Genomic DNA, 26,664 nt, shown 5'->3' with positions numbered 1-26,664 from the left:
TGCAGCCATCATTCGCTCTTAAGGGTGATAACGTTTAAGTGATATCTTCATGCAAGTCATCTTTGGCGTCGTCCGGTTGCTGTTTTGTTCGATTAAAATTATCATGTAACTTTGCCGCATGAAATTCGAGCTCGTACAAACAGACTCGCAGTCGCAGGCGCGTGCCGGAGTAATGACGACCGATCACGGGATCATCGAAACCCCCATCTTTATGCCCGTCGGAACGCAAGGCACGGTCAAAGCCGTCCATATTCCCGAACTGGAGCAGGACATCCGTGCACAGATTATTCTGGGTAATACGTATCATCTCTACCTCCGCCCGGGACTTGATATCCTCGAGAAGGCGGGGGGATTGCATAAATTTAACGGTTGGAATCGCCCCATTCTTACGGATAGCGGCGGTTTTCAGGTGTTTTCGCTGGCCGAAAACCGGAAGCTGACTTCCGAAGGGGCTGAGTTTCGCTCTCATATCGATGGTAGCAAGCATTTTTTTTCGCCCGAAAGAGTGATGGATATTGAACGTACCATCGGAGCGGATATCATGATGGCTTTCGATGAATGTTGTCCGGGAGATGCCGACTACGGATATGCCGAGAAATCGCTCGATCTGACTGAACAGTGGCTGAAACGCTGTGTGAAACGGTTTAACGAAACGGAACCGAAATACGGATACGGCCAATGTCTTTTCCCCATTGTACAGGGGTGTGTCTATCCCGATTTACGCACACGGGCAGCCGAAAACGTAGCTGCGATCGGAGCCGATGGGAACGCGATCGGTGGACTGGCGGTAGGTGAACCGACGGAGAAAATGTACGAGATGGTCGAACTGGTCAACGGCATTCTGCCGAAAGACAAGCCGCGCTACCTGATGGGAGTCGGTACGCCGGTGAACCTGCTCGAAGCCATCGAACGGGGCGTGGATATGTTCGACTGTATCATGCCGACACGCAACGGGCGTAACGGTCAACTCTTCACTCGATTCGGTACGATGAACATGCGCAACCGCAAATGGGCCGACGATTTTTCGCCGATCGATCCGGATGCGCATTCGTATGTCGATACGCTTTACAGCCGTGCTTACCTGCATCATCTGTTCAAAGCGGATGAGCTGCTGGCGCTCCAGATCGCCTCCGTCCATAACCTCGCGTTTTACCTGTGGCTGGTTCGAGAGGCGCGGCAGCATATCATCGCGGGCGATTTCACGACGTGGAAGAACAGCATGATCGGACCATTATCGCAACGAATCTGAAATGCGGAAAGACGGTTTCAGACTGACAAGGATTGATCGGTATATCATCCGGAAATTTCTGGGTACTTATATCTTCACTATTCTGTTAGTGATTGCTATTACCGTTGTCTTTGATTTCAACGAAAAAATCGATCATTTCATCGGGCCTAACGCTACGGCTACGACACACGGAATCATTTTCGATTATTACCTGAATTTCATTCCTTATTTTATCAGTATCTTCAGTCCGCTGTTCACATTCATCACGGTAATCTTTTTTACCTCACAACTGGCCGACAGGTCTGAAATCATCGCCATGCTCGCCAGCGGCATCAGCTTTCGCAGATTGATGCGCCCGTACCTGATCTCGGCAACCATCATTGCATCGGCCAATTATGTGCTGAACGCCTATATCATTCCTCCGGCCAACGTTATCCGTATCGACTTTCAGAACACGCACATCAGGGATAAGAAAGTATCGTCGGCAAGGAATATCCAGCTCGAGATTGAACCGGATGTCTTTGCTTATTTCGATCGCTACGACGCTTCCTCTTCCATGGGGTATCGATTTTCGATAGATAAATTTAAAGACAAGGAATTAGTATCAAGGTTGACGGCCCAGTCCATCAAATACGATTCGCTGTACACATGGACGATCATCGATTACGTGATCCGTGACTTTGACGGGATGCGCGAAAGAATCTCGACCGGTACGCGGAAAGATACGACCTTGACTTTTATGCCTTCCGACTTTCTTGTTTCCGAAAGTGACTGTGAAACGATGACAATGCCCCAACTGGCACGGCACATCAAACGGCAAAAAGAAAGGCGTCTCGCCAATATCCAGCTTTTTGAAATCGAATATCATCTGCGGATTGCAACGATTATGTCGTTTTTTATTTTGACTCTCATCGGCGCTTCACTCTCTTCGCGCAAGATGAAGGGAGGAATGGGACTGAATATCGGGATTGGGTTCGCCTTGAGTTTTTCGTATATCCTGTTCTCCAAAATTACGTCGACCTTTGCCATCAGCGGGTATGTCAGTCCGATGGTGGCTGTCTGGATACCCAATATCCTCTATTTGTTTATTACGATTTTTCTTTACCGGAAGGCGCCGCGATGAACGTGCTTTGCGGTTTGCAAAAAAAATCGTTCTTTTGTATTCGTATTCGTCGGATACAAAAACAATAAAGAAGAAAATTTATGCGCACGTCTGCTCTTCAATATCTTTACCTTCAGAAGCCGGTAAGTACGGTGATATTCGTCTGTCTGTTTTCGATCCTCCCGTGGATTGCGACGGGCGATTTTTCGACTAAAGGCGAACCGCGCGAAGCTGCCGTGGCCGTGTCGATGCTCGAAACGGGTAACTGGACACTGCCGACCGTTTATGCCGATGAGTTTGCCTATAAACCGCCGATGGCGCATTGGCTGATGGCAGCCTGCTCGTTGCCGCAAGGCTATGTGAGTGAACTGACAGCACGCTTGCCTTCGGCGATAGCTTATACGGCACTGATGGCCATCGTACTGATCTTCTTCGGTCGTCGTATGCGTTTTCAAGAAGCATTCATTGCCGTTTGTTTGCTGTTTACCTGTGTCGAGATTCATCGTGCAGGGATGACGGCACGTGTCGATATGGTGCTGACCACGTTCATGGTGGCCGGACTGATACAAATGTACCGATGGGAAGAAAAATTATCCCTGAAAGGGCTGCCTCTCGGGATACCGTTGCTGCTCAGTGGCGCCGTACTTACCAAGGGACCGGTCGGTATCATTTTACCCCTGTTCGTCTTTGGTGTCTATCTGTTGATGTTGCGGAAATACAGTTTGCTTCGTATATTCAAGACGCTGCTTTATACGGGCGTATCGTCGTTGTTTATTCCCATGCTCTGGTATATCGAAGCGTGGAAGCAGGGGGGCAATGATTTTTTAAATGTTGTGCTGGCCGAAAACTTCGGACGTTTTTTTCATTTAAGCGAGGCTAATATATCGTATGATCTGGGACATAAGGAAGGGTTCTGGTACAACTTCGTTACGTTAGCTGCCGGTTTTATGCCGTGGACCTTGTTGCTCTTTTTCTCTCTTTTCGGGGTGAGTTGGCGTAAGCCGCAGGGAAATCTCGGAAGATGGGTCAGAAATGCATGGAACACAATCTTGTCGCTCGATAAAATACGCTTGTTCAGCCTGGTAGCGTCTGTTTGTATTGTGTTCTTCTACATGTTACCAAGTAGCAAGCGGAGTGTTTACCTGATGCCGGCTTATCCGTTTATCGCGTTGTTTATGTCGCAAGCTATTCTATATCTGACGGAGCATCGTTCGAAGCTGACCCGTGTCTTTGCCGGCGTTTTAACAGCCGTGGCATCTGTGGCCTTCATTACGGCCCTGCTCTGTATGACAGGAACGGTAGACCTTGCAGCGTTGGCAAGCCAGTATACATCAAGAGCTTCTACCTTGCAGACCTTCGAAGCGGTCGGACAGGCTTTCCGTCCCTCAGTCTCGACCATCATCGTGCTGGCATTTCTTCTGACCGCCTTATTGACAAGCTATTACCAACTATTTAAGAAGATCAACATCAAGATGTTGTATGCCTCTATCTTTTTGATCTTCTGTGTTCATCTCTTTATCGACGGCATCGTGATGCGCGGAATCCGAAACGAGAACTCCTCGCGTGCTTTTGCCCGAGAAATCCGTGGCGCATATCCGCTGAATAAGGATAACCTTTTTGTCATGAATAATCTTCGTCAATATACGAACTTATACGGTTTGAACTTTTATCTTGGCAACTGCTTCCATAATTTCGAGACCGAGCAACCGCAGACAGGATATTTCTTGGCCGATGAGAGGGACTATCCTAAAGTCCTCGAGCGTTATGCCGGAGTATATACCTTTGAAGAATTACGTACATCCGGTCGTATTCTGGCCGACGTAAAAGCACGGGTGGTGTTGTCGCGTTTTGCGAGAAAGTGATCCTGAGATAAACGGACTGTTATCATTTTTCGATGAAAAGTCTGCGGACAAATCATTTTTCGTATCTTTGTCGAGTATACAGTATGCTTGTGTGTTGTTGTAAAAGAAAAAAATATGGAATCAATCAATGTCGAGGAACGTGTACAAGAGGCACGTCGTTTATTTTCGGAAGGGTATAATTGTGCGCAGTCCGTATTGTTGGCCTACACAGATGTATGGGGGATAGAACCTTCATTTGCAGCCACTATAGTTGCCCCGTTTGGTGGAGGGATCGGAAAGATGCGCGAAGTATGTGGCACCGTCAGCAGTATGGCTATGATGGCAGGGTTTATGGAACCGGCAGCCGACCCGTCGGACAAAGAGGGCAAGAAGAAAAATTATGCACTGGTGCAGGAGTTAGCAGAGCGGTTTCGTCAGATAAACGGTTCTATCTTGTGTCGGGAACTACTCGTAGTGGAGGAACAGGAAAAACCTGCTCCCTCCGAGAATACATCCGAATCGATCAGGAGACGCCCATGTGTGGAATATGTCGCTACAGCGGCTCGCCTTGTGGGCGAAAAACTTCTGGAACGTTCTTGAGGCATTAGTATCTTATGAAGTAAACAGGAAGAGTTTCGATTGATAGAGGTTTGCTTTTGTAGAACCTGTGTGATGCCTTAAACGTATCAGGAAAATAGGGAAATCGTAGAAAAAAATGAAATCAGGAGGGGAGTTTCGTTCGTAATGACGAATACGGATATCCTCCTCATCCTGATTTTACGATTGATTTTATCCTTTGGACTCGTGCAGGCCGGATTGTTTATTCGACCGGTTCAAAATCATCTTTGCCAACGCCACACAAAGGGCAAACCCAATCGTCCGGAATATCTTCGAACGCTGTTCCCGGATCAATACCTCCATCCGGATCTCCTTCTACCGGATCGTAAATGTAATCACATACGATGCATCTATACTTTTTCATACGTTATTATTTAAAAAAAATTAGGCGGACAAATATAGTGTTTTTTTATTTTTACATTGATAATTGTTCGTGGTGATTTTTTTTGTGTTTATTGCGTTTTTTACAAATCAAAAAACAGGATTTTTAATCTGTCTTTTTTTACAAATTGCAAATGAGTGTTTTATAAACCTTTAATGTTTTCTACTCGTCAGCTGTTCCTTTATATCAGGGAAATAAGCATGGTTTCCGGACCCTTATGGCGTATTCTTTTTTCAAGTATAAAATACAGCGTTGCTTCAGAGGTCTACCTTAATCGTATGACGGCTAAGTTCAGGGTTTTGCATCGATAGAGGGACTGATTTTTTAACCATGTTTACAATAGCTTCTGCCATTTTCCGGCGAACAAAATCACGGCTGACAATCAGGCTGATTTCTCTTACCGAAGTGTCCCCCTTGATCTTGCGAAGATTACCTTGCTTTTCTTCGGGCAGTCCCATGGCGGTCATTTCAGGTATAATCGTCAGGCCTCCATTATAATCTACAATGTTCATTAGCGTATCCAAACTTCCTGATTCATAGCTGACCGTTGGAGATGGTTCGTTTTCTCTTTTCTTTTTACAGAGCGTTTCTGCCTGTCCGCGTAGACAATGAATGTTATTAAGCAACCATACCTTATGAATGTCGATCTCTTTCAGGTCGATTTCGTTACTGTGAAAAAGAGGTTCTCCCGGTGATACATAAGCGTAAAATTTTTCGTAATAGATAGGTGTTTCGACCAGTAAAGGATGATTCAAAGGAGTAACGGCCAATCCTCCGTCTATCCGGTCGCACAGTATATTTTCGATCATTGCAGAAGTGGACACTTCTTCCATCATGAGATTGATTTCCGTATTCGATTCACGGACCCTCTTGAGAAGTTCCGGAACCAGATAAGAAGCGATAGTGGGAATAATCCCCATTTTAAAATCTCCTTTCAGAACATCTTTTTCGTTGTAAACAAGTTCCTTAATCTGATTGAATTGATATACGGACCCTCGCGCCTGATGGATGATTTTTTCTCCGATTGTTGTGGGTTGGACGGGCTGTGTCATCCGATCGAAAATTTTGACTTCCAGCTCATCTTCCAACTTCTGAATCATCATGCTCAAGGTCGGTTGTGTTACCCGACAAGCTTCTGCCGCTTTGGCAAAATGCCGAAAATTATCGACTGCAATGATATATTCTAACTGTTGAATCGTCATCTCTGTACCATTTATTGATAAAATTGATGCAAAGATAGAAATTATCAATTTGACAAAAGGGATTTATGATTGTATCTTTGCATGCAATAAATAACATTATTGACCAACATATAAAAAACAGTTAGAATATGAATACGAAAAAAAAGACAGGCAAAGAAGTGAACGATGCGGTACAATCGATGATTAACGGATTGAGCGATGTACTTGCCAACCGTCAAGTGTATTATGCGAATCTGAGAGGATTGCATTGGGATATCGCAGGAGATAAGTTCTTCGAACTGCACGAGCTGTATGAAGAATATTACAATGAAGAGGCAGCGGCCATCGATCAGGTAGCAGAGCGCATTGCCATGTTGGGCGGCCATCCTGAAAACCGTTTTTCGGAGTATCTGAAACAGTCGGATATTAAAGAGACGCATCATGTATCGGATTGGGAAAAAGGAGTCAACCAGGTACTCGATTCGATGAAGACCTTGCACGAGAAATACCGTAACCTTGTTAAATTGGCGACTGAAGCCGACGATTACGGTACGGTTGCATTGGCCAGTAAGCATCTTGCTGCCATTGAAGCGCGCTTGTGGAAGTTGACGGCTTATATGGCGTAATATAGATCGCTTACTGAGAGCAATAAAGAAGGTGTGTCGAAACATATCGTTATGACACATCTTCTTGTCTTTTATAGCATCAGTGTTGCTCGTTTATTAACGCTTTGACCTCCGGCGTTTCGGTATGATTTTCGATATAGAGGGTTCTGGAGGGGAAGGCGAAGTTCAGGCCCTCCTCGTTAAACGAACGAAGTATCTCGAAATTGACGGTCGAGCGTGTCCCGAAAATATCCGCTCCCTTGCGAATGAAATAAACAAAACGGATCACAAGCGACGAATCTGCAAAATTCGCGAATGCCACATTCAGACCATTCTCTTCCACATCCGGCACCTTATGAGGAATCTTTCGTAAAATTTTGACGGCTTTCTGCATCTTTTCGGGTGTGGTATCATACGTCAGTCCGATCTCCATGACAATACGCCGCGCAGGCTCTGAAGAGATATTGGTGATTAAGGCATCAATCAATTTGTAGTTCGGGATAATGACGATCCGCTTGTCATACGTCTCAAGTCGTGTACTTCTTAATCCGATATCGACAACGGTGCCTTCCATCTGATCGAAACTGATCACATCGCCGATTTGGAACGTTTTGTCGGTAAAAATGGTAATTCCGCCGAAGATATTTTTGATCGTATCCTGTGCAGCGAGTGCAAAAGCAATCCCTCCGATCCCCAACGTTCCGATCAAGGTGGTTACGGTTACACCGATATTGTGCAGTCCGATCATTCCACCGATAAACCAAACGAAAATAAGTACTCCGCGTTTGATGACGGGGAGGAGCTTCCGGTCGATGTTAAAGGGGCTTTTTTGTCCATCATTCTTTTTGTCTCCCAGATTTTCTTCAAGTAATCCTGTGAAGAGCCGGGCAAAGAACCACGTTACGTTGAGCGTGATTAATACTTCATAGACATTTTTGAGCGTTTTATGAAATGTATCACCCAATGTCAGACGATCAAGGGATATCCATATCGCAAATAGTATGATGCCCATGTAAACAGGTTTTTCAAAGGCAGTGATCAGTATATCGTCAAGGCGTGTACGACTCTTAGCGGTAACTTTTCGGATGATCTTCTTGATGATCATAGAAATGAACTTATTAGTAAGAAGAGCGCCAATAATAACAAGTAGAGATATTCCCCAGTCCTGCACTGAGTTGCCGTAGTAAAGTGTATCCAACATCATGGTGTTTTTTTTATGATTTGTAAAATTCTATTGTTGAAGAATGTAATCTGTTTATAAGCTCATCTTTGTTGCATGCAAAGATACAAAAGAATGAAAAATACCAAGACTAACCGTCAATTCATCGGATGAGAGAAACAGTGGAATAGAAGTCCTACCCATTGTTGACGGATGTGTATATATCGTTGATAACGAGGCTTGACAAGGTGAATCCAAATATCGCTGTGATGTGTGCCAATGTACCGTTGATACGTGCTCTTTGTGTATCCCCTTCCGGCAATGAGGTGGCTCTGTCGGGAAGAAAGTCCCGGTTGTTGAGAACTTCGTCACTAAAGACACAGACGAATTTCTTTTCGGGCAATTGACCTTTTTTCAATTTCCGGCGCAAGGCTGCAGCCAATGGACATCCTTGTACTTTCCAAAATTCCGCCGTACGGATACGCGACGGGTCCATCTTTAAGGCTGCCCCCATGCTGGAAAAGAATACGGCATCCGTGTGCGTCGCTGTCCGTATCAGGTGCGTTTTTTCTTCCAAACTGTCTATGGCGTCGAGGATGTAGTCGTAGGAATCGAGATGAAAAGAGGCGGAGGTATGGGCATTATATCTCCCTTGAATAGCTGTAATTTCTGCCTCCGGATTGATCTCGAGAAGACGTTTTTTCAGCACATTTACTTTGGCTTCCCCTACGGTAAGCGTCGTAGCTGGAAGTTGACGGTTGATATTTGTTCCGCTTACGCAGTCGGAATCGACAAGGGTCAAGTGATAGATGCCGCTGCGTATCAGACTTTCGGCACACCAGCTACCTACTCCTCCAACCCCCAGCAAGATCACTCGTGCGGCATTCATGTACCGCATCGCATCCGCACCGATCAATAACTCGGTACGTTCAAAGTTTGTTTTCCCCGACATCTCTACATGGTCCAAATAACTCCGGCGCAAAGATAAGGATAAAACAAAAGAACACGTTTATATATGCGCTTTGACTGCTTGGCTGCATGGATAGAATGAATGTTGAGCACTTGTGTATTTATGATGAATCAATTTTTATTAATAGGATTTTAGTAACATCGCTCGACAATTTTAGGGATAAAAATCACCAGACCAACGATAGCTGCTGTGATAGCCGTGATCAGTACGGCGCCGGCCGAAAAGTCTTTTACTCGTTTGATACGTTTGTCATATTGAGGGGATACGGCATCTGATAATTCTTCAATGGCCGTGTTGAACGTCTCTCCTGCAAATACTCCGCCGGCTGCAAGGACAACAGCGATCCATTCCGTCGACGATAGCCGGAAATACATCCCTGCTACAACGACGCATATGAGTGCACAAATGTGTACTCGTGCGTTTTGTTCTGCACAAATCACTTGACGGACCCCCCGTACGGCATAGCTGAAACTCCGGAATAAACGCCGGATAGAAAATTTTTTCTTCTCTTGAATCATGCTTCAAAGGTAGGGTAAAATTCCGAACGTACCATTATATTTCATCCCGATGTGTGTGACTTTCGTTTAATATCCAAATTTACAAACTTTTTTGTCGAAGAGTCCGTGAAAGGTAATACTTTTAAGGGCTCTTGTAGGTGCTTATTCATCCTAAGGTTGCAGAATACTCCGAAGTTTTGCAGTCCAAACGAACTATCCGGTTTTCGATGTAATAGAGATGAAGCGTACTTCCCTGTTTTACACATTTCCGTACGAAAAGAGGTGTCTAATGTACGATTTTACCCCCTTTGCATTCTTTTCGGCTCCTATATTTGTCCCGCAAATCATGATATAATTTAAGAACACATCTAATAAAATAATAAGAGAAGATACTTCATGAAAGTAAACGTTTTTTTGATTTCGGCGTTTCTGTTTCTCGTTTTTTTCGGTTGTAGTCCGAAAGAGACGACTTTGCGGAATACGGAGATATGTTCGGAAGAAGATTCTGTTTCGTCGGTCATACGAACAGCTATGCAACAAATCGGATTCCAAGTACGGTTGATCGAGGAATCCGGACGGATACTTAATCCCAGAACCGTTCACAACGGGAAAGTACAATACATCTCGAAGGACGATTGGACAAGCGGATTCTTTCCCGGTACGCTTTTTTATATGTATGATCTGACCGGAGAGGAGTGCTGGAAGGTCACAGGCGTAAAATATACGGAAGACCTTGATTCGGTAAAATATCTCAAATGGCATCATGATGTGGGTTTTATGATCAATAGTAGCTTTGGAAATGCGTTACGGGTCACCGGTAACGAAGCATACAAAGAGGTGCTGATCGAAGCGGCCAAATCATTGGCGACGCGGTTTCGCCCGACAGCCGGCGTGATTCAGAGCTGGGATGAAGACCGGGGCTGGCAAGGTAAACGCGGGTGGATGTGTCCGGTCATTATCGATAATATGATGAACCTCGAGTTGCTTTTTAAGGCTACAGCGCTGTCCGGAGATTCTGCATATTATAAAATAGCAGTATCGCATGCCGATGTAACGATGGATAATCATTTCAGAGAAGACGGTAGCTGTTATCATGTAGTCGATTACGATAAAAAACAAGGAGGTGTGCGCGGCAAATATACTGCACAGGGCTATGCCGACGAGTCGTCGTGGGCGCGTGGGCAGGCATGGGCTATCTACGGATATGCCGTTTGCTATCGCTATACAAGAGATCAGCGTTATCTTGAAATGGCCGATAGAATCTATCGTTTTATGTTCCGTCATAAGAATTTACCGGAAGACCTGGTCCCTTATTGGGACTATGATGCTCCTTGTATCCCCAACGAACCGCGCGATGCATCGGCTGCCGCTATCACGGCTTCGGCACTGTATGAACTGGCATCGTTCGGGAAGACGGATTACAGGGTAACGGCCGACAAAATTATTCGTTCTTTGTCGAGCTCTTCTTACAAGGCTATCGTGGGTACGAACGGAAATTTCCTGCTGATGCACTCTGTGGGTAGCATCCCGCACAATAACGAAATCGACGTGCCTTTAAACTATGCCGATTATTATTTTCTCGAGGCGCTGATTCGAAAAAAGAACATGAAATAATTTATCCACATACAATTAGAAAAGGAAATACCATATTACAAAACATTCAAATGAATCATGAAGAAAACAGTTAACGATTTTTGGAGAAGATGTATCCTTGCATGCATCGGACTATTGCCTCTGTATGTTTTCGCTCAGAGCGGAATCACGGTACGCGGTTCGGTTTCCGACACACGGAAAGAGCCTGTTATCGGTGCAACAGTTATCGTCAAAGGCAATGTAAATCAAGGTACAATTACCGACATGGACGGTCGGTACGAACTTAGGGATGTACCATCGGGAGCTACGTTAGTGTTCAGCTACATCGGTACGAAAACGCAGGAAATTGCAGTCGAAGGGCGATCGACCATCGATGTTATCTTGTCGGAGGATGATCAACTGCTCGACGAAGTAGTTGTTGTAGGCTACGGTACGCAGAAGAAAGTCAATCTGACGGGGTCGGTTGCATCAATCAACATGAACGAACTGACTGAAAGTCGTCCAATCACCAACACCTCTCATGCGCTGGCCGGTATGGTGGCCGGAGTATCGGTACGTTCCGGAAAAAATCAACCGGGCGATGACAATGCCGGCATTTTGGTGCGCGGACAGGGAACGCTTAACTCCTCAGCGCCACTGATCATTATCGACGGGGTCGAGGCAGGTATCAACACGGTCAATCCGCAGGATATCGAGTCGATGTCCGTACTCAAAGATGCCGCCTCAGCTTCGATCTACGGATCACGGGCAGCCAATGGTGTTGTGTTGATCACAACGAAGCAGGGAAAGGAAGGGGATGTGAAGATCGATTACAACGGGTATATTTCATCCGAGTCGATTCGCAAGACACTGACCCCCGTTTCGAATTATGCAGACTATATGGAACTGGTCAACGAAGGTTGGAAAAATTCGGGTAAGTCTCGTGTATTTTCCGACAAATCAATCAAAGCATGGCGCGATGATGCCGGACGCAATCCGTTGAAATATCCGAATACGGATTGGGTAGACGAAACATTTCGCCCGTCGGTCTCTACCAATCATACCTTGTCCGTAAGCGGCGGTTCTAAGAATATGCGCTATTACGGCTCCTTCGGTTATTTAGACAATCCGGGGGTCATGGAAAATGCAGGTTTCACCCGTTACAATGCACGTCTGAATCTGGATGCCAACCTCAAATCATGGCTCAAAATAGGGATGCAGCTGAGTGGGTACGTATCGAATATGGGACCGGCGGCAGGTTCTGTTGTTAAGGATGTCTTTACGTACACGTCCGCTACGACGCCGGGCATGGTATTCCGCTCGCCCGACGGCCGTTACGGAGCAATGAATAATCTTGAGGATGCTTCTCAATCGGCCAATAACAATCCGTTGCGGAGACTTAATTCGGTATCCGGAAATACGCGCAAGAACAATATGCGTACACGTTTTTTCGGCGTACTGAATCCCTTCAAAGGTTTCACGATTACAGGTTCGTATTCGTATGAGTTTGTAGACCTTTTTCAGGATCGCAAACCCGTATTTCTTGATGGATGGAACTTTACCGATAATACCGTTACATTGCCCGGTGCAGGGAAAACAAGCATCACAAACGTAAGTGATAAGATCGAACGTTTCTTCAACGACCTTGTCGCAAACTACGAAACATCTTTATTCGACAGCCGGATGAACCTGAAAGCAATGGTAGGTGCGAGCCAGGAATTATATCGGGAAAAGAAGTTTTCCGCCCGTCGTTATAACCTGATTGATCCGAATCTGGATGTGATTGATGGCGCAGTGGGTGAATCGTCATCGTCCGGATCACGCACCGAGTGGGTGATGCACTCGCACTTCGGGCGACTTAATCTTGATTGGGATAATAAGTACCTGCTTGAGATTAACTTGCGTACCGATGCCTCTTCACGCTTTGCAAAGAATAAACGCCGAGGTTATTTTCCTTCTGTATCAGGAGCTTGGCGTGTCGACCAGGAAGCGTTTATGGCACCTCTGACGGAAAAAGGATTGTCGAACTTGAAACTGCGCGCTTCGTACGGTTCGCTCGGAAATAATTCGGTAGGCAATTACGATGCCTTATCGACCTATTCCAATATTTTCCATAATCATAAATTAGGTTATGTGCTCAATAATACAGCAATGACCGCCTTGGCACAACCTGCGATTGCTAACCCCGATCTCTCATGGGAATCGACTTATGTTACCGACTTCGGAATCGATTTCGGTTTGGCCGGAAATCGATTGACGGGTACGATTGATTACTTCGATAAAAAAACAAAAAATATTCTGATTAATTTGCCGGCGCCGGCAGTACACGGAACGGTTTCCATTCCCAAACAGAACAGCGCACAGGTAACAAACAGGGGTATCGAAATAACGCTCGGATGGCGTGATCGGATTGGTGATTTCTCATATTCGGCCGAGGTGAATTTTACCCATATTACGAACAATGTGGACAAATTCAAAGGAAAAGAATATTCACTCTCAGGTACGAACATGATTAAAGAGGGTTTGCCGATCAATGCTCAATATATGCTTCGGGTCGACCGCATCATCCAAACGGATGAAGACTTGGCACTCGTGCAGAAAATGATCGATAATGCGCCGGTCGTCAACGGCAAAAAAGTAAATCCGTTTGCCGCTTACGGAAGACCTCAGAAAGGGGATTTGCTTTATAAAGATATCAACGGCGACGGGGTAATCGATGAAAAAGACCGTACCGTCGTAAGCGATGGACCTAATCCCAAATACCATTTCGGGTTGAATCTGGGAGCTTCCTATAAGGGGATCGATTTCTCGGTTCTTCTGCAAGGACAGGCCGGTGTGAAAGTTTACTGGCAACATTCGCCGTATAACACTCCTACAGTCCGCACAGGATACCAAATCAATAAAGCCATAGCCGACGGCCGCTGGTATGAAGGGCGCACGGATGCTACCTATCCGCGTCTGCTCGACTATTCCGACAGGAGGAATACCATAGCCAGTGACTTCTATCTCGAAGACAAAGCATTTCTGAAAATACGCAATATCCAACTCGGATATACATTCCCTAAATCACTGACACAAAAGGTTCGTATTGAGCGTATACGTCTCTATGGCAGTCTTGAGAACTTCTTTACATTTACTAAATACAAGGGATTCGATCCCGAAGTTTCCGGTTTGAATTATCCTTCGATGAAGCAAGCTGTAGCCGGAATTAATCTCTCATTTTAATCCATACCATCATGAAATATAAATATATTCTTTTATCGATGATACAGGCCGCTCTGTTCTTTTCGTGTTATGACCTCGACAGAAAACCGGCCGACGCTCTGGACGAAAATTCGTTCTGGAAAACTCAGACTCATGCCGATCAGGCTATGATGGGTGTTTATGCCCAGATGCAAAACGATCATGTGTTCGGGATTCAGTACGGATTCGACTGTCTCTCCGATATTGGCACCGGTTATGATGATCCTGCGTATTTCCGTATTTCCCGAGGTACTTATAACAGTTCGGAAGATTATTGCGCCAGAAAATTCGCCAACCTCTACGAAGGTGTTGCACGGGCTAATGCCGTGCTGCAGAATGTAGATAAAATTACGATGAGCGATGAATTAAAGGCTCGCTACAAAGGTGAAGCCCGGTTTATGCGAGCATTGTATTATTTTACGCTTTGTGATTTCTATGGAGGGGTACCGCTGTATGACGAGACGACGGTTGTAGCCAAAGATTTTGCGAATATGCTCAAACCCAGAGATACGCAAGAGGCTGTCCATGAATTTATCCTCAAAGACTTAGACGAAGCAGCTCGAACCCTTCCATCAGAGTGGGATATACCGAATCGCGGGAGAGCTACCCGTTGGGCTGCTCTGTCGTTGAAAGGAAAAACACTTCTCTATGGTAAAAAATATAAGGAAGCAGCCGATGTTTTCGAAGAAGTGATCAAAACTTCGGGCATTACTCTTTATCCGGATTATGCTGCTTTGTTTAAGCCCGGTGGCGATGAGAGCTCCGAAATGATTTTTGCCGTGCAAAACATGAGCGGTGTGGGTACCGAGTTCGGTATGCCGATGGCTAAATACATGGGTACACGCGCTGCTTACGGAAGTTGTTGGAATAATGTGATGGCCGCAACGACCTTCGTAGATTCGTATGAATGGAAAGATGGTCGACCGTTCGACTGGGATGAGTTTGTTCCCGGTTTCAAGAATGATAACAAAGTAAAGGATAAAACGTTCCGGGCTTCGTTGACGCCCGATAAAACAAAGGTGAAAGCTTATCCCTCAGCAAAGGAGAAACTGCTTGAAATGTATGCTAAACGCGATCCTCGCATGGCAGCTTCTATCATTTTGCCTTATTCCCGTTACAATGGATGGGTGTCTAATGCCCGTAAAGATTGTGAGTATGTAGTTGCCAGAGGAGTAAATGAGAAAAACGGCTTTATCCGTATCAACGGAAGTATGTCTGACTCATATCCCTGGCGTAAATTCGTTCCTGAATACGATATGGGCGGTTCTCTGACGAACCGCGAGCATACGCCGATCAATTTCCCGATCATCCGCTATGCCGACGTGCTGCTGATGTGTGCCGAATGTCACAACGAAACAGGGAATCAGGCACGTGCCGTCGAGCTGATCAATCAGGTAAGAGCGCGTGTGGAGATGCCTGGCCTGAACAGTGGTCCCGAATGGTTGAAAGCATCGACAAAAGAAGAAGTGTTCAGGCGTATCATGCACGAACGCGCCGTGGAGATGGCCGGCGAAGGGTTACGTTTCAGTGACCTGCGCCGTTGGGATCTCTTAAAGAAACTGCTCGATGGGAAATGGGAAAAGGGTTTCACCGGTGCAAAATACTATCAGCGTGTCGTACGTGACCGTGATTACCTCTGGCCGATACCGATAGAGGAAATCGATAAGAACGACAAATTGGTACAGAACCCTGGCTGGTAATCCTGTCTCGAACAGATAATATATCAGGCCGATTCTGCCGCAAGACAGAGCTTACTGGAAACCGGTAAGCCTGTTTTGCGGCAGATAAATCCGAAATTCTCCCAACGGCGCAGAGCGTCAGTGATGACTTCTTCCTACCGAAGAAAAGATGCGATTTATTTCTTATATTTGTGTGCAAAACAAAACTAATCGAACAAAATGAAGACAAATTATGAACTGCGTTATGCAGCGCATCCCGATGATGCGAAGGCGTATGATACGCAACGACTGAGAAAAGATTTCTTGATTGAGAAAATATTCGTTCCAAACGAGGTAAATATGGTCTATTCCATGTATGACCGGATGGTCGTGGGCGGAGCTATGCCCATAGGGGAAACCCTTCGGCTCGAAGCGATCGATCCGCTGAAACAACCGGTGTTCCTGATGAGGCGTGAGTTGGGTATTTATAATGTCGGAGGCAAAGGGTCCGTGAAAGTCGGTGATGATGTTTTTGAACTCGACTATAAAGAAGCGCTCTATGTAGGTTCGGGTGATCGGGAAGTGTATTTCGAGAGTCTGGATGGAAACCGGCCGGCTAAATTTTATTTCAACTCGGCCACGGCACACCGGAATTATCCTGATAAGAAGGTGACGAAAGCGAATGCCATCGTGATGGAACTCGGCTCGTTGGAGTCCTCGAACCATCGTAGAATCAATAAAATGATTGTGAATGAAGTGCTGCCTACCTGCCAGTTGCAGATGGGGATGACAGAGCTTGCTGTGGGAAGCGTATGGAACACGATGCCCGCACACGTGCATAGCCGTCGTATGGAAGCGTATTTCTATTTCGAAGTACCGGAAGATCAGGCCGTATGCCATTTTATGGGTGAACCGAACGAAACGAGACACATTTGGATGAGAGGTGATCAGGCAGTGCTTTCACCGGAGTGGTCTATCCATTCGGGCGCCGCAACAAGCAATTATACTTTTATCTGGGGGATGGCCGGAGAAAATCTCGACTATGGTGATCAGGATTTTTCAAAAATCACCGAACTTAAATAGTGGCGAATCGAAGATGAAATATTTCTTTTTTCTTGCCCTTTCTTGCTTGTGTGCCACAACAGCATGTACGGAGACGCAGAAAACGATACGGGTAACGGTCGTGAATCCTGCGACATTCGATCGCGAACACGAAATGGTTGAAATAGCGTGGACAACCGTATGCGAGAAACTTTCGTTGCAAGACGGACAATCGGTCGTGGTGCATAATGACGCCAGCGAAGAAATTCCCTGCCAACTAATTACTGAAGGAAACGAGGTACCTGTGAGCCTGATTTTCCCTGTGAGTCTTGCCGGAAACGGAAAAAACGAATACCGCATAACCGTCGGTAAACCGGCCCATGTGGATCCGATGACCTACGGCCGTTTTGTCCCCGAACGAAAGGATGACTTTACGTGGGAGAACAACCGCAGCGCTTTTCGGGTGTACGGACCGGCATTAGAAGCAACCGGCGAGATCAGCAACGGGATGGATTTCTGGGCTAAGCGTACCGATGCGCTCGTTATCGACCGGTGGTATAAAGATGATCTGGCCGGTATTCGGTCATATCACGAAGATCATGGTGAAGGGCTGGATTTCTACAAAGTAGGCCGTACGCTTGGGTTGGGAATGACAGCGCCTTACGTCAATGACAGTCTGTGGCTCGGAAATAATTTTACGGAATACAGGATTCTTGATCAAGGGCCTTTACGCATTGCCTTTGAGCTGCGTTACAAACCGTATAATGTGCAAGGCTTCGAAGTGAATGAGACGCGTCGAATCTCACTCGATGCATACAGCTACCTCAACCGGATCGAACAGGTATTCGAGGCCGATACGGCAGAGATGACACTGGCTACCGGTATCGTGCTGCATGCGCAGACACCTGAAGACATTCTTTCTGATGCCGAGAACGGAATCATGGCTTGTGAAACACCGACAGACTCGATCAACGGGACGATCTATGCCGGCGTAATCCGCCCGGAATCGTTCCGTGAAATCAAAACCGGTCACGGACATCTGCTGGGTATCAGCCCTTATCGCACAAAAACAAACTATGTGTATTATGCCGGCGCCGGATGGAGTAAAGCCGGATTCGACAATTTCGCCGCATGGATCGACTTCCTGAAGCAGGAAACCCGAAAAATTAAACAACCTCTTAAAATAAACGTTGAATGAAAGCCTCTAAACTATCCTGTCTGGGACTTATCGGTGTTATTCCGGCTTGCATACATGCTCAAGAACACCGCGCCGACGACACCTTACGTCCCAACATTATCTATATTTTCCCTGACCAGATGCGTAACAGTGCGATGGGATTCTGGAACGATCCGGCTTTTGCTTCGCATCTGCAAGGTAAAGCGGATCCGGTCGAAACACCGAACCTGAATCGTTTTGCCAGGGAGTCGGTTGTTTTCTCTTCGGCCATGAGCAACTGCCCCTTAAGCAGCCCGCATCGTGCGTCGTTGCTAACAGGCATGTATCCTCACCGGAGCGGAGTGCCGCTGAATGTGAACAGCAGACGCCCTTTCAGTACGCTGCGTAACGATGCCACGACTGTCAGCGACGTCTTCAGTCGTAACGGTTATGACTGTGCTTATATCGGAAAGTATCATCTTGATACCCCTACGCCGAACGATCCCGAGAACCCGGGAAACTATGTAGAGAATCGTGACCTCGTTTGGGATGCTTATACTCCTCCCGAAAGACGACATGGCTTCAATTTCTGGTATTCGTACGGTACATTCGATGTACATAAGCATCCGCACTATTGGGATACTGACGGTAAACGACACGATATCAATCAATGGTCACCCTCGCACGAAACCGATATGGCCATCAGTTATTTGAAAAACGAATTTGGCCGGCGTGACGAATCCAAACCGTTCTTTCTGATAATCAGCATGAATCCGCCGCATCACCCGTACAACTCGTTCAATGACTGCATGGAAGAGGATTACAGGCATTACAAAGACCGGACATTGAGCGAACTGCTTGTACGCCATAATGTCGATACGACAATGGAGAAGTCATCTTCAGCGGCATATTATTTTGCACAGATCACAGGCGTGGATCGGGAGTTCGGCCGCTTGCTCGGAGCTTTAGATGAATTGGGATTGTCGAAGAATACCATGGTGGTATTTTCTTCCGATCACGGTGAAACGATGTGCAGCCATGGTTTGCAAGACGCTAAAAACTCACCTTATACTGAATCGATGAATGTTCCTTTCCTGGTGCGTTATCCGCAGAGACTTAAACCGAAAGTGGTCGACTATCTGCTCTCCAGTCCGGATATTATGCCAACACTGCTTGGATTGAGTAATCTGGGCCAACACATTCCTCATGAGGTACAGGGGACCGACTTCTCAAAAGCGTTGTTCTCCAACCAACCTGACAAGCCATTGCCCGATGCTGCTTTATATATACGGAATATGGATGGTCCGCAAGATCAAGACGGTAAGGTAAGAACGTATGTTCCAGTGGCGCGTGGTATCAAAACACATCGTTATACGCTCTCTCTTACAGTCGATAAGGAGAATAAGCAACTGAAAGAAATCTTGCTTTTTGATGATCTCGATGATCCGTACCAGATGAATAATATCGATTGGAATACCCGGCCTCAGCTGAAACGACAATTATTGATACAACTGGGACAGTTGCTCAAAAAATATGATGATCCGTGGTATAAAGACGGCATTCTGAAAGATTTGATTATGTATGAATAAATACACGTTATTCTGTAATAATGAAGAGGTGAAAAAATGAAGAAATTACTTTTTTCTCTTATCATATATTTCTTGCCGGTTTGCACACTATTTGCCTATACTGAAAAGAATTTGTTGCAACGGAAAACCTCGGAAGAGAGGTTAAAAGAGCTGCTCGTCTTGCATCAACAGTGGGTGGCTTACCCCGATTATACCGATCGCCAAGGCTGGGATGCCCTGTTCGGTGAATTTAAAGATGTCTATATCCGACGGGGTGAGAAAGCATTGGAGTATCGCTGGCAGGTCATTCAGGCAATGGACTATATAGAATACGAACGAAGCGGATCGCGGAAGATCATGGAGAATCCGTACAATGAAAACGCACAGACCCTGACCGATCTCTTTCTGGCCGAACTTGCCGAAGGAAAAGGGCGTTTCATCGAACCGTTGGCTAACGGCGTCTTCTATTTCTGCGAGATGACTTCGTGGGCGCTCTCGGCTCATGTACGTCTGCAACACGACAATCGAACACTCCCTGATCATAACGAACATGTGATTGCACTTGTCTCGGGCGAAGTCGGCGCCGAACTTTCGTGGATTCATCACTTCTTCCGTAATGAACTGGATAAAATCAATCCCGTGATATCACAGCGAATGCGCGACGAAGTGGAGAAGCGTATCCTGAAAACGTATCTTGAAACCGATCATTTCTGGTGGATGGCCATGAATTACAAGCCGGGAGATATGGTGAACAACTGGAACCCGTGGTGTAACTTTAGCGTACTCCAGTGTTTCATGCTGCTCGAAAACGATACCGACAGACTGGCCAAAGCGGTCTATAAAACGATACGGTCGGTCGATCATTTCATCAATTACAGCAAAGCCGACGGCGCCTGCGAGGAAGGCCCATCCTATTGGGGACATGCGGCAGGAAAACTGTATGATTACTTACAGCTCCTTTGCGATGTTACCGGCGGACAGCTGTCCCTTTTTGAAGATCCTTTGATCCGCCGCATGGGGGAATACATCTCTCGCTCGTATGTAGGTAACGGATGGGTAGTCAATTTTGCCGATGCTACGGCCAGGCTCGAGCCCGATGCGGATTTGATCTATCGGTACGGAAAAGCGGTAAACAGCACCGAGATGATGGCTTTTTCCGCCTTTCTCAGAAAGAATGAGCAGGCTCCGCAAGCTCCGAATAATCGCCGGGACGTATACCGGACATTTGAAACCTTACGCTTTCACCATGCGTTGAGTACAGTCACGCTTCCTTACTCAGCCCCAGCTACCACGTGGTATCCCGAGACCCAGTTTTGTTATATGAGAACCCGTGGCGGACTTTTCTTTGCCGGTAAAGGAGGACATAACAACGAGAGCCATAATCATAACGATGTCGGTACGTTCTCGCTGTATATCGATGAGACTCCCGTACTGATCGATGCCGGTGTAGGTACTTACACCCGACAGACATTCGGTGACGAACGATATACAATCTGGACGATGCAAAGTCTTTTCCACAACCTGCCGGAAATAAACGGAACCCAGCAGGCATTCGGAGCGAAATATAAAGCGGAGCAGATGAAATTTACACCGGCAAATCGTACGTTATCGCTCGAATTGAAGCAGGCATATCCTGAGGAGACCTCCATACATTCGTGGAACAGGACTTATCGGTTACGGGATAAGCAACTCGAGATAAATGACCGTTTTTCGCTGGAATCACCTGAAAAGAGGAATAAACTTCATTTTCTGACGTGGGCGAGAGTGGATCGGAGCATCGAAGGACAGATCGATATGGAAGTACAAGGGAAAAAAGCGCGCCTGTCATACGACAGAAATATATTTACCTCTTCGGTCGAAACGATTACGTTGACCGATCCGCGTTTGTCAAACGTGTGGGGAAAGGAACTGTACAGGATTACGCTTGAGGCAAAAGAGCTCTCTCTAAGCGGTCATTACCGGATTGTCATTTCACGGAAATAAATAAGGTTTATTCGTTATAATATAAATGTGTAGTATGCAAAAAAAAGTGATTACCTTCGGAGAGGTCATGCTTCGTTTAGCGACTCCCGGATATTTGCGATTCATTCAATCTGCCAGTCTCGGGGCAACATTCGGCGGGGGCGAAGCCAATGTAGCCGTTTCACTTGCTAATTACGGCATCCCGGTCGAGTTCGTCACACGGTTACCTCAAAATGAAATTGCCGAATGGTGCATTTCCGAACTGCGAAAATACAATGTAGGTGTACGGCATATTCTTCGCGGCGGTAACCGGGTAGGCATCTATTTTTTGGAAACAGGTGCTGTAGCACGGCCTTCGAAAGTCGTATACGATCGTTCCGGATCTTCCATTGCCGAGATCATACCGGGGATGATTGACTGGGAAGAAGTGCTGAAGGATGCACAGTGGTTTCATTGGACAGGTATCACTCCTGCGCTTTCGCAGGGGGCAGCCGACGCATGCCTCGAAGCCATACGGACAGCTAACGAGATGGGCGTAACCGTTTCATGCGATCTGAATTACCGAAAGAACTTGTGGAAATACGGGAAAAAGGCTTCGGAAGTCATGCCGGCGCTCGTTGAAGGATGCGATATCATCCTCGGTAACGAGGAAGATGCCGAGAAGGTGTTCGGCATCAAGCCGGAAGGGTTTCAGGCCGAGCATACCGGAGGCAAGCTGGAAGCGAATGAATTCGAGTCGGTCTGTCGTCAGTTGATGCAGAGATTTCCGCGTGCCCGGAAAGTCATTGTCACTCTGCGCGGATCGATCAACGCCAACCACAATACGTGGGGCGGGTGCTTATATTCGGACAAACTGTATGCATCGCGCCGATACGATATTACGCATATCGTAGATCGGGTAGGAGGGGGCGACTCGTTTATGGGCGGACTGATCTACGGACTGATCACCTACCCGCACGACGATCAGCAGGCGCTCAATTTTGCCGTGGCGGCATCGTGTCTCAAGCATACGGTTTACGGAGACTTTAACCTCATGTCAGTAAACGAAGTGGAGCAACTGATGGGAGGCGATGGATCGGGCAGAGTAGTAAGATAATATATTAAAATAACAAAAGAAATAAAACGATATGGAACAGTTTAAATTAGAAGGTAAGGTAGCGCTTGTAACAGGAGCATCTTACGGTATCGGTTTCGCTATTGCGTCGGCATTGGCCGGAGCAGGAGCAACCATCGTGTTTAACGACCTGAAGCAAGAGTTTGTAGACAAAGGGTTAAGAGCTTATAAAGAAGCCGGGATTGAGGCTAAGGGATACATCTGCGATGTGACCGACGAAAAGGCGGTCGATGCGATGGTCGCACAGATAGAGAAGGAAGTGGGAACAATCGATATTCTGGTTAACAACGCCGGTATCATCAAACGTATCCCGATGCACGAGATGAGCGCCGAAGAATTTCGGCAAGTGATCGATGTCGATCTGAATGCTCCGTTTATTGTGGCCAAGGCGGTTATTCCGGCGATGATCAAAAAAGGACACGGAAAGATTATCAATATTTGCTCCATGATGAGTGAGCTGGGGCGTGAAACCGTTTCGGCATATGCTGCAGCCAAGGGAGGACTGAAAATGCTGACACGTAACATTGCCTCGGAATACGGACAGTACAACATCCAGTGTAACGGTATCGGACCGGGCTATATCGCCACACCGCAAACGGCACCGCTGCGTGAAGTACAGCCCGATGGCTCGCGTCATCCGTTTGATTCTTTCATCATTGCCAAGACACCGGCCGCCCGATGGGGTACGCCCGACGATTTGGCCGGGCCTGCTGTCTTTTTGGCTTCCGGTGCTTCGGACTTCGTGAACGGACATATCCTGTATGTCGACGGAGGTATCCTTGCTTATATCGGTAAACAGCCTTAATTAACAGGAACTCCATTGTGATAAATATGGCAAGATTCGATAAGAAAGAAACGATACGGACCATGACGGACACGGGCCTCGTGCCGGTGTTTTGCAGTTGTGATGTGGAAGTGGCCAAGCAGGTTATCCGTGCCTGCTATAACGGAGGGGTCAGGGTCTTCGAGTTTACGAACAGAGAAGAGGCGGCTCACGAAGTGTTCGGAGCGGTGAGCCGCTGGATCGTTGAGGCTTGTCCGGAGATGATACTTGGCGTCGGATCCATCGTCGATGCCCCGACCGCTTCGTTATACCTGCAGCTGGGGGCTAACTTTGTTGTCGGTCCGCTGACGAACCCCGACATTGCAAAGGTCTGTAACCGCCGGCTCGTTCCTTACATTCCGGGTTGTGGATCGGTATCGGAAGTGGGATATGCGCAGGAGTTGGGTTGTGATATCTGTAAGGTCTTTCCCGGCGATGTGCTGGGCCCCGGCTTTGTCAAAGCGCTCAAAGCGCCGATGCCGTGGTCGCAGGTGATGGTGACGGGAGGTGTTAAGCCCGAAGAAACGAACCTGAAAGCCTGGTTCGATGCGGGAGCAACATGTGTCGGGATGGGGTCTAACCTGTTTCCGCCCGAGGCCATAGCTTCCGGTAACTGGGAAAAGATTACAGACATTTGTGCACAGGCATTAGGTGTTATCCGTGAGGTTCGGAAGGAGTAAAAAAAGGGTAGGGTAGTTAAAGAAGTAAAAGGTAGTAAAGAAGTAGAATATGAACATGGGAAATGAACAAAAGACAAATTACAGATGGGTGATTTGCTCATTGCTTTTTTTTGCGACGACAATCAATTACTTAGACCGACAAGTGCTGTCGCTGACATGGGATGAATTTATCAAACCCGAATTTCATTGGAACGAAGATCATTACGGTACTATTACGGGGTTGTTTTCGCTCATCTATGCCATCTCGATGCTTTTTGCCGGCCGATTTATCGACTGGCTTGGGAGTAAGAAAGGCTTCTTGTGGGCCATTGGTGTTTGGTCGCTCGGAGCGTGTATCCATGCATTGTGTGGTATCGTCACCGAGCAGTACACCGGACTGGCCTCGGCAGCCGAACTGGCACAGGCTACAGGCGACGTAGTTGTCGTCATCGCTACGGTGAGCATGTACGCTTTCATCGTCGCACGTTGTGTGTTGGCGATCGGTGAGGCTGGCAACTTCCCCGCAGCCATCAAAGTGACGGCTGAATATTTTCCGAAGAAAGACCGGGCCTATGCCACGAGTATCTTCAACGCCGGTGCATCAATCGGCGCATTGATCGCTCCTTTATCCATCCCTCCTTTGGCCAAAGCTTTCGGCTGGGAAATGGCTTTTATCATCATTGGAGCATTGGGATTCGTATGGATGGGATTCTGGATATTTATGTATGAAAAACCGGAGAAGAACGCACGTGTCAATCAGGCCGAGCTCGACTATATTCTTTCGGATAAAGATACGGACAGTCTGCCGGCAGATGCATCGGAAGAGAAAAGTTCGTTTATCCGCTGCTTTATGCACCGACAGACGTGGGCTTTCGCATTCGGCAAGTTCATGACCGATGGCGTGTGGTGGTTCTTCCTCTTTTGGATTCCGTCGTATCTGAACACGCAATTCGGTATCAAAACGACCGACGGACTCGGTATGGCGCTTATCTTCACGCTCTACGCCATTACGATGCTTTCGGTTTATGGGGGTAAACTGCCGACTATCATTATCGACAAGACCGGGAAGAATCCGTATGCCGCGAGGATGCAGGCTATGCTTATCTTTGCATTCATCCCTCTGATTGTGCTGATGGCACAACCGTTAGGTACGATCTCCCCGTGGTTCCCCGTTATCCTGATCGGACTTGGAGGAGCTGCACATCAATCGTGGTCGGCCAATATTTTTTCGACTATCGGGGATATGTTTCCCAAGTCGGCCATCGCATCCGTGACCGGTATCGGTGGTATGGCAGGAGGCATCGGTTCGCTGATCCTGCAGAAGTCGGCCGGTAAACTTTTCGTGTATGCCGGTGAGACGAATCTGCAATGCTTCGGCTTCGAAGGTAAACCGGCCGGTTATTTTATCATCTTCTGTGTCTGTGCCGTGGCCTATCTGATGGGTTGGGTGGTGATGAAAAGCCTTGTACCGAAATATCGGCCGATTGAAAAATTGTAGGGAAATCTTATTGGAGGTGGATCGCTGACTGACATTTCTCGTGGAGATGTTTGATTCATCCGGTCAACGGTAATCTTGAAAACGTCAAAATTACCATATTGACAGATATGTAATTGGCCGAAATATTGCAGAATAAAGAATCAATATAAAGGAGTCATGAAATATGTGTTTTACGTGATTTGGTTTGTGAATATGTGATAGCAATACACACAGTGAGTGTAAAAAATCAAGGTGTGAAATGATGTTGTCTATCTTTTTCCTTACCTTTGTTGTGTTTATAGAGGAATAATTTAAACAATATAAAATGTAAAAAAGTTGTACTGAAATATAATACGAAAGCGTTAGCTTTATTCTGACCGGCAGAAACTTCGCAATTTTTTATCGGTGTAAGACGAAAAAGCATTGACGCTCACGTAGTACGTGCTACGTGGGCTTTCTTGTTCTTACATCGGGTTATGCGAAGACCTCTGCCAGTAATGAGAATGTCCCACGTACTTTTTTGGGTACTTCTATTATCATTAGAATCGGGTTATACGCAATTCACCCGATGATAAACAAAGATATATACATAGGACCGCTAATTCGGCAAAAAGTCAAGGAACGAAGACTTTCGATCAATCATTTTGCTGCACAAATCGGATGCTCAAGAAGAAGAGTATATAGTCGCTCCTTAACAATTGATTTTCTTGAATAAAAAGGAATAAAAGTATATTTTTTCCTTTGGCAGAAACCCGTAAAAAATAGAACGCAAAAGATTTTCCTTAATCTTTTCCAGCATTTTCTTTAG

The 26,664-nt window shown here is 46.5% G+C and carries 21 protein-coding genes; 16 read left to right on the top strand and 5 right to left on the bottom strand.

Going from position 1 to position 26,664, the window contains the following annotated elements:
- Positions 1–118: 118 nt before the first annotated feature.
- The 4 genes from tgt (at position 119) to Tanf_RS13400 (ending at position 4,771) form a co-directional block, all read left to right on the top strand.
- Positions 119–1,249, top strand: a complete 1,131-nt coding sequence (gene tgt / locus Tanf_RS13415) for a tRNA guanosine(34) transglycosylase Tgt (RefSeq protein ID WP_046826202.1) — start codon at positions 119–121, stop codon at positions 1,247–1,249.
- 1 nt (position 1,250) lies between these two features.
- Positions 1,251–2,351 (top strand): LptF/LptG family permease, encoded by a 1,101-nt coding sequence (locus Tanf_RS13410; protein ID WP_046826201.1) that lies wholly within the window; start codon positions 1,251–1,253, stop codon positions 2,349–2,351.
- 80 nt (positions 2,352–2,431) lie between these two features.
- Complete coding sequence (locus tag Tanf_RS13405) at positions 2,432–4,192, top strand: ArnT family glycosyltransferase (RefSeq protein WP_046826200.1); 1,761 nt, start codon at positions 2,432–2,434, stop codon at positions 4,190–4,192.
- Positions 4,193–4,306: 114 nt separating this feature from the next.
- Complete coding sequence (locus tag Tanf_RS13400) at positions 4,307–4,771, top strand: C-GCAxxG-C-C family protein (protein ID WP_046826235.1); 465 nt, start codon at positions 4,307–4,309, stop codon at positions 4,769–4,771.
- Positions 4,772–4,991: 220 nt separating this feature from the next.
- On the opposite strand, the gene rd is transcribed toward Tanf_RS13400, so the two are convergent.
- Together rd and Tanf_RS13390 are read right to left on the bottom strand one after the other, a co-directional pair.
- Complete coding sequence (gene rd, locus Tanf_RS13395) at positions 4,992–5,153, bottom strand: rubredoxin (protein WP_014225575.1); 162 nt, start codon at positions 5,151–5,153, stop codon at positions 4,992–4,994.
- Positions 5,154–5,428: 275 nt separating this feature from the next.
- Positions 5,429–6,373 (bottom strand): hydrogen peroxide-inducible genes activator, encoded by a 945-nt coding sequence (locus Tanf_RS13390; protein WP_046826199.1) that lies wholly within the window; start codon positions 6,371–6,373, stop codon positions 5,429–5,431.
- A gap of 128 nt (positions 6,374–6,501) precedes the next feature.
- Between Tanf_RS13390 and Tanf_RS13385 the strand changes: the two genes are divergently transcribed.
- Positions 6,502–6,978, top strand: a complete 477-nt coding sequence (locus Tanf_RS13385; RefSeq protein ID WP_046826198.1) for a Dps family protein — start codon at positions 6,502–6,504, stop codon at positions 6,976–6,978.
- Positions 6,979–7,057: 79 nt separating this feature from the next.
- Here Tanf_RS13385 and Tanf_RS13380 read toward each other — a convergent pair whose 3' ends face one another.
- The 3 genes from Tanf_RS13380 to Tanf_RS13370 all read right to left on the bottom strand — a co-directional run bounded on the left by Tanf_RS13380 (position 7,058) and on the right by Tanf_RS13370 (position 9,604).
- Positions 7,058–8,161 carry a mechanosensitive ion channel family protein gene (locus tag Tanf_RS13380; protein ID WP_080948652.1) on the bottom strand — a complete coding sequence of 368 codons (1,104 nt, stop codon included), beginning with the start codon at positions 8,159–8,161 and terminating at the stop codon, positions 7,058–7,060.
- A 151-nt stretch (positions 8,162–8,312) separates the two neighbouring features.
- Positions 8,313–9,068: a tRNA threonylcarbamoyladenosine dehydratase gene (locus Tanf_RS13375; protein WP_014225579.1), complete on the bottom strand. Its 756-nt coding sequence runs from the start codon at positions 9,066–9,068 to the stop codon at positions 8,313–8,315.
- 149 nt (positions 9,069–9,217) lie between these two features.
- Positions 9,218–9,604, bottom strand: coding sequence for a diacylglycerol kinase family protein (locus Tanf_RS13370; protein ID WP_046826197.1), 387 nt, complete (start codon positions 9,602–9,604; stop codon positions 9,218–9,220).
- A 375-nt stretch (positions 9,605–9,979) separates the two neighbouring features.
- Here Tanf_RS13370 and Tanf_RS13365 point away from each other — a divergent pair, with 375 nt between their 5' ends.
- The 11 genes from Tanf_RS13365 (at position 9,980) to Tanf_RS13315 (ending at position 25,877) form a co-directional block, all read left to right on the top strand.
- Complete coding sequence (locus Tanf_RS13365; RefSeq protein ID WP_014225581.1) at positions 9,980–11,197, top strand: glycoside hydrolase family 88 protein; 1,218 nt, start codon at positions 9,980–9,982, stop codon at positions 11,195–11,197.
- Between the two features lie 57 nt (positions 11,198–11,254).
- The gene (locus Tanf_RS13360; RefSeq protein WP_052449125.1) at positions 11,255–14,380 is read left to right on the top strand and encodes a SusC/RagA family TonB-linked outer membrane protein; all 3,126 of its coding nucleotides are present in this window, start codon (positions 11,255–11,257) and stop codon (positions 14,378–14,380) included.
- A gap of 11 nt (positions 14,381–14,391) precedes the next feature.
- Positions 14,392–16,098: a RagB/SusD family nutrient uptake outer membrane protein gene (locus Tanf_RS13355; RefSeq protein ID WP_014225583.1), complete on the top strand. Its 1,707-nt coding sequence runs from the start codon at positions 14,392–14,394 to the stop codon at positions 16,096–16,098.
- A gap of 198 nt (positions 16,099–16,296) precedes the next feature.
- Positions 16,297–17,139 (top strand): 5-dehydro-4-deoxy-D-glucuronate isomerase, encoded by an 843-nt coding sequence (gene kduI / locus Tanf_RS13350; RefSeq protein ID WP_014225584.1) that lies wholly within the window; start codon positions 16,297–16,299, stop codon positions 17,137–17,139.
- The gene (locus Tanf_RS13345) at positions 17,099–18,295 is read left to right on the top strand and encodes a BT3233 family polysaccharide utilization protein (protein WP_236684445.1); all 1,197 of its coding nucleotides are present in this window, start codon (positions 17,099–17,101) and stop codon (positions 18,293–18,295) included. The genes kduI and Tanf_RS13345 overlap by 41 nt, the downstream gene beginning before the upstream one ends.
- Positions 18,292–19,842: a sulfatase family protein gene (locus Tanf_RS13340; RefSeq protein WP_046826195.1), complete on the top strand. Its 1,551-nt coding sequence runs from the start codon at positions 18,292–18,294 to the stop codon at positions 19,840–19,842. The genes Tanf_RS13345 and Tanf_RS13340 overlap by 4 nt, the downstream gene beginning before the upstream one ends.
- Positions 19,843–19,878: 36 nt before the next feature.
- Positions 19,879–21,804 carry a heparinase II/III domain-containing protein gene (locus tag Tanf_RS13335; protein ID WP_046826194.1) on the top strand — a complete coding sequence of 642 codons (1,926 nt, stop codon included), beginning with the start codon at positions 19,879–19,881 and terminating at the stop codon, positions 21,802–21,804.
- A gap of 34 nt (positions 21,805–21,838) precedes the next feature.
- The gene (locus Tanf_RS13330; RefSeq protein WP_046826193.1) at positions 21,839–22,879 is read left to right on the top strand and encodes a sugar kinase; all 1,041 of its coding nucleotides are present in this window, start codon (positions 21,839–21,841) and stop codon (positions 22,877–22,879) included.
- A 31-nt stretch (positions 22,880–22,910) separates the two neighbouring features.
- Positions 22,911–23,702, top strand: a complete 792-nt coding sequence (locus Tanf_RS13325; RefSeq protein ID WP_046826192.1) for a gluconate 5-dehydrogenase — start codon at positions 22,911–22,913, stop codon at positions 23,700–23,702.
- A 26-nt stretch (positions 23,703–23,728) separates the two neighbouring features.
- Complete coding sequence (locus Tanf_RS13320; RefSeq protein WP_046826191.1) at positions 23,729–24,400, top strand: bifunctional 4-hydroxy-2-oxoglutarate aldolase/2-dehydro-3-deoxy-phosphogluconate aldolase; 672 nt, start codon at positions 23,729–23,731, stop codon at positions 24,398–24,400.
- Positions 24,401–24,449: 49 nt separating this feature from the next.
- On the top strand, positions 24,450–25,877 hold the full coding sequence (locus Tanf_RS13315; RefSeq protein ID WP_046826190.1) for an MFS transporter: 1,428 nt from the start codon (positions 24,450–24,452) through the stop codon (positions 25,875–25,877).
- Positions 25,878–26,664: the final 787 nt, after the last annotated feature.

This window comes from Tannerella forsythia (genome assembly GCF_001006485.1).
Lineage (GTDB): Bacteria > Bacteroidota > Bacteroidia > Bacteroidales > Tannerellaceae > Tannerella > Tannerella forsythia.
This window is presented reverse-complemented; position numbering and strand designations above follow the sequence as displayed.

What these genes read in the sequence shown, in the direction of transcription:
- tgt (WP_046826202.1), top strand. Translation starts at nt 119, where the DNA reads ATGAAATTCGAGCTCGTACAAACAGACTCGCAGTCGCAGGCGCGTGCC.
- Tanf_RS13410 (WP_046826201.1), top strand. Translation starts at nt 1,251, where the DNA reads ATGCGGAAAGACGGTTTCAGACTGACAAGGATTGATCGGTATATCATC.
- Tanf_RS13405 (WP_046826200.1), top strand. Translation starts at nt 2,432, where the DNA reads ATGCGCACGTCTGCTCTTCAATATCTTTACCTTCAGAAGCCGGTAAGT.
- Tanf_RS13400 (WP_046826235.1), top strand. Translation starts at nt 4,307, where the DNA reads ATGGAATCAATCAATGTCGAGGAACGTGTACAAGAGGCACGTCGTTTA.
- rd (WP_014225575.1), bottom strand. Translation starts at nt 5,153, where the DNA reads ATGAAAAAGTATAGATGCATCGTATGTGATTACATTTACGATCCGGTA.
- Tanf_RS13390 (WP_046826199.1), bottom strand. Translation starts at nt 6,373, where the DNA reads ATGACGATTCAACAGTTAGAATATATCATTGCAGTCGATAATTTTCGG.
- Tanf_RS13385 (WP_046826198.1), top strand. Translation starts at nt 6,502, where the DNA reads ATGAATACGAAAAAAAAGACAGGCAAAGAAGTGAACGATGCGGTACAA.
- Tanf_RS13380 (WP_080948652.1), bottom strand. Translation starts at nt 8,161, where the DNA reads ATGATGTTGGATACACTTTACTACGGCAACTCAGTGCAGGACTGGGGA.
- Tanf_RS13375 (WP_014225579.1), bottom strand. Translation starts at nt 9,068, where the DNA reads ATGTCGGGGAAAACAAACTTTGAACGTACCGAGTTATTGATCGGTGCG.
- Tanf_RS13370 (WP_046826197.1), bottom strand. Translation starts at nt 9,604, where the DNA reads ATGATTCAAGAGAAGAAAAAATTTTCTATCCGGCGTTTATTCCGGAGT.
- Tanf_RS13365 (WP_014225581.1), top strand. Translation starts at nt 9,980, where the DNA reads ATGAAAGTAAACGTTTTTTTGATTTCGGCGTTTCTGTTTCTCGTTTTT.
- Tanf_RS13360 (WP_052449125.1), top strand. Translation starts at nt 11,255, where the DNA reads ATGAAGAAAACAGTTAACGATTTTTGGAGAAGATGTATCCTTGCATGC.
- Tanf_RS13355 (WP_014225583.1), top strand. Translation starts at nt 14,392, where the DNA reads ATGAAATATAAATATATTCTTTTATCGATGATACAGGCCGCTCTGTTC.
- kduI (WP_014225584.1), top strand. Translation starts at nt 16,297, where the DNA reads ATGAAGACAAATTATGAACTGCGTTATGCAGCGCATCCCGATGATGCG.
- Tanf_RS13345 (WP_236684445.1), top strand. Translation starts at nt 17,099, where the DNA reads ATGGTGATCAGGATTTTTCAAAAATCACCGAACTTAAATAGTGGCGAA.
- Tanf_RS13340 (WP_046826195.1), top strand. Translation starts at nt 18,292, where the DNA reads ATGAAAGCCTCTAAACTATCCTGTCTGGGACTTATCGGTGTTATTCCG.
- Tanf_RS13335 (WP_046826194.1), top strand. Translation starts at nt 19,879, where the DNA reads ATGAAGAAATTACTTTTTTCTCTTATCATATATTTCTTGCCGGTTTGC.
- Tanf_RS13330 (WP_046826193.1), top strand. Translation starts at nt 21,839, where the DNA reads ATGCAAAAAAAAGTGATTACCTTCGGAGAGGTCATGCTTCGTTTAGCG.
- Tanf_RS13325 (WP_046826192.1), top strand. Translation starts at nt 22,911, where the DNA reads ATGGAACAGTTTAAATTAGAAGGTAAGGTAGCGCTTGTAACAGGAGCA.
- Tanf_RS13320 (WP_046826191.1), top strand. Translation starts at nt 23,729, where the DNA reads ATGGCAAGATTCGATAAGAAAGAAACGATACGGACCATGACGGACACG.
- Tanf_RS13315 (WP_046826190.1), top strand. Translation starts at nt 24,450, where the DNA reads ATGAACATGGGAAATGAACAAAAGACAAATTACAGATGGGTGATTTGC.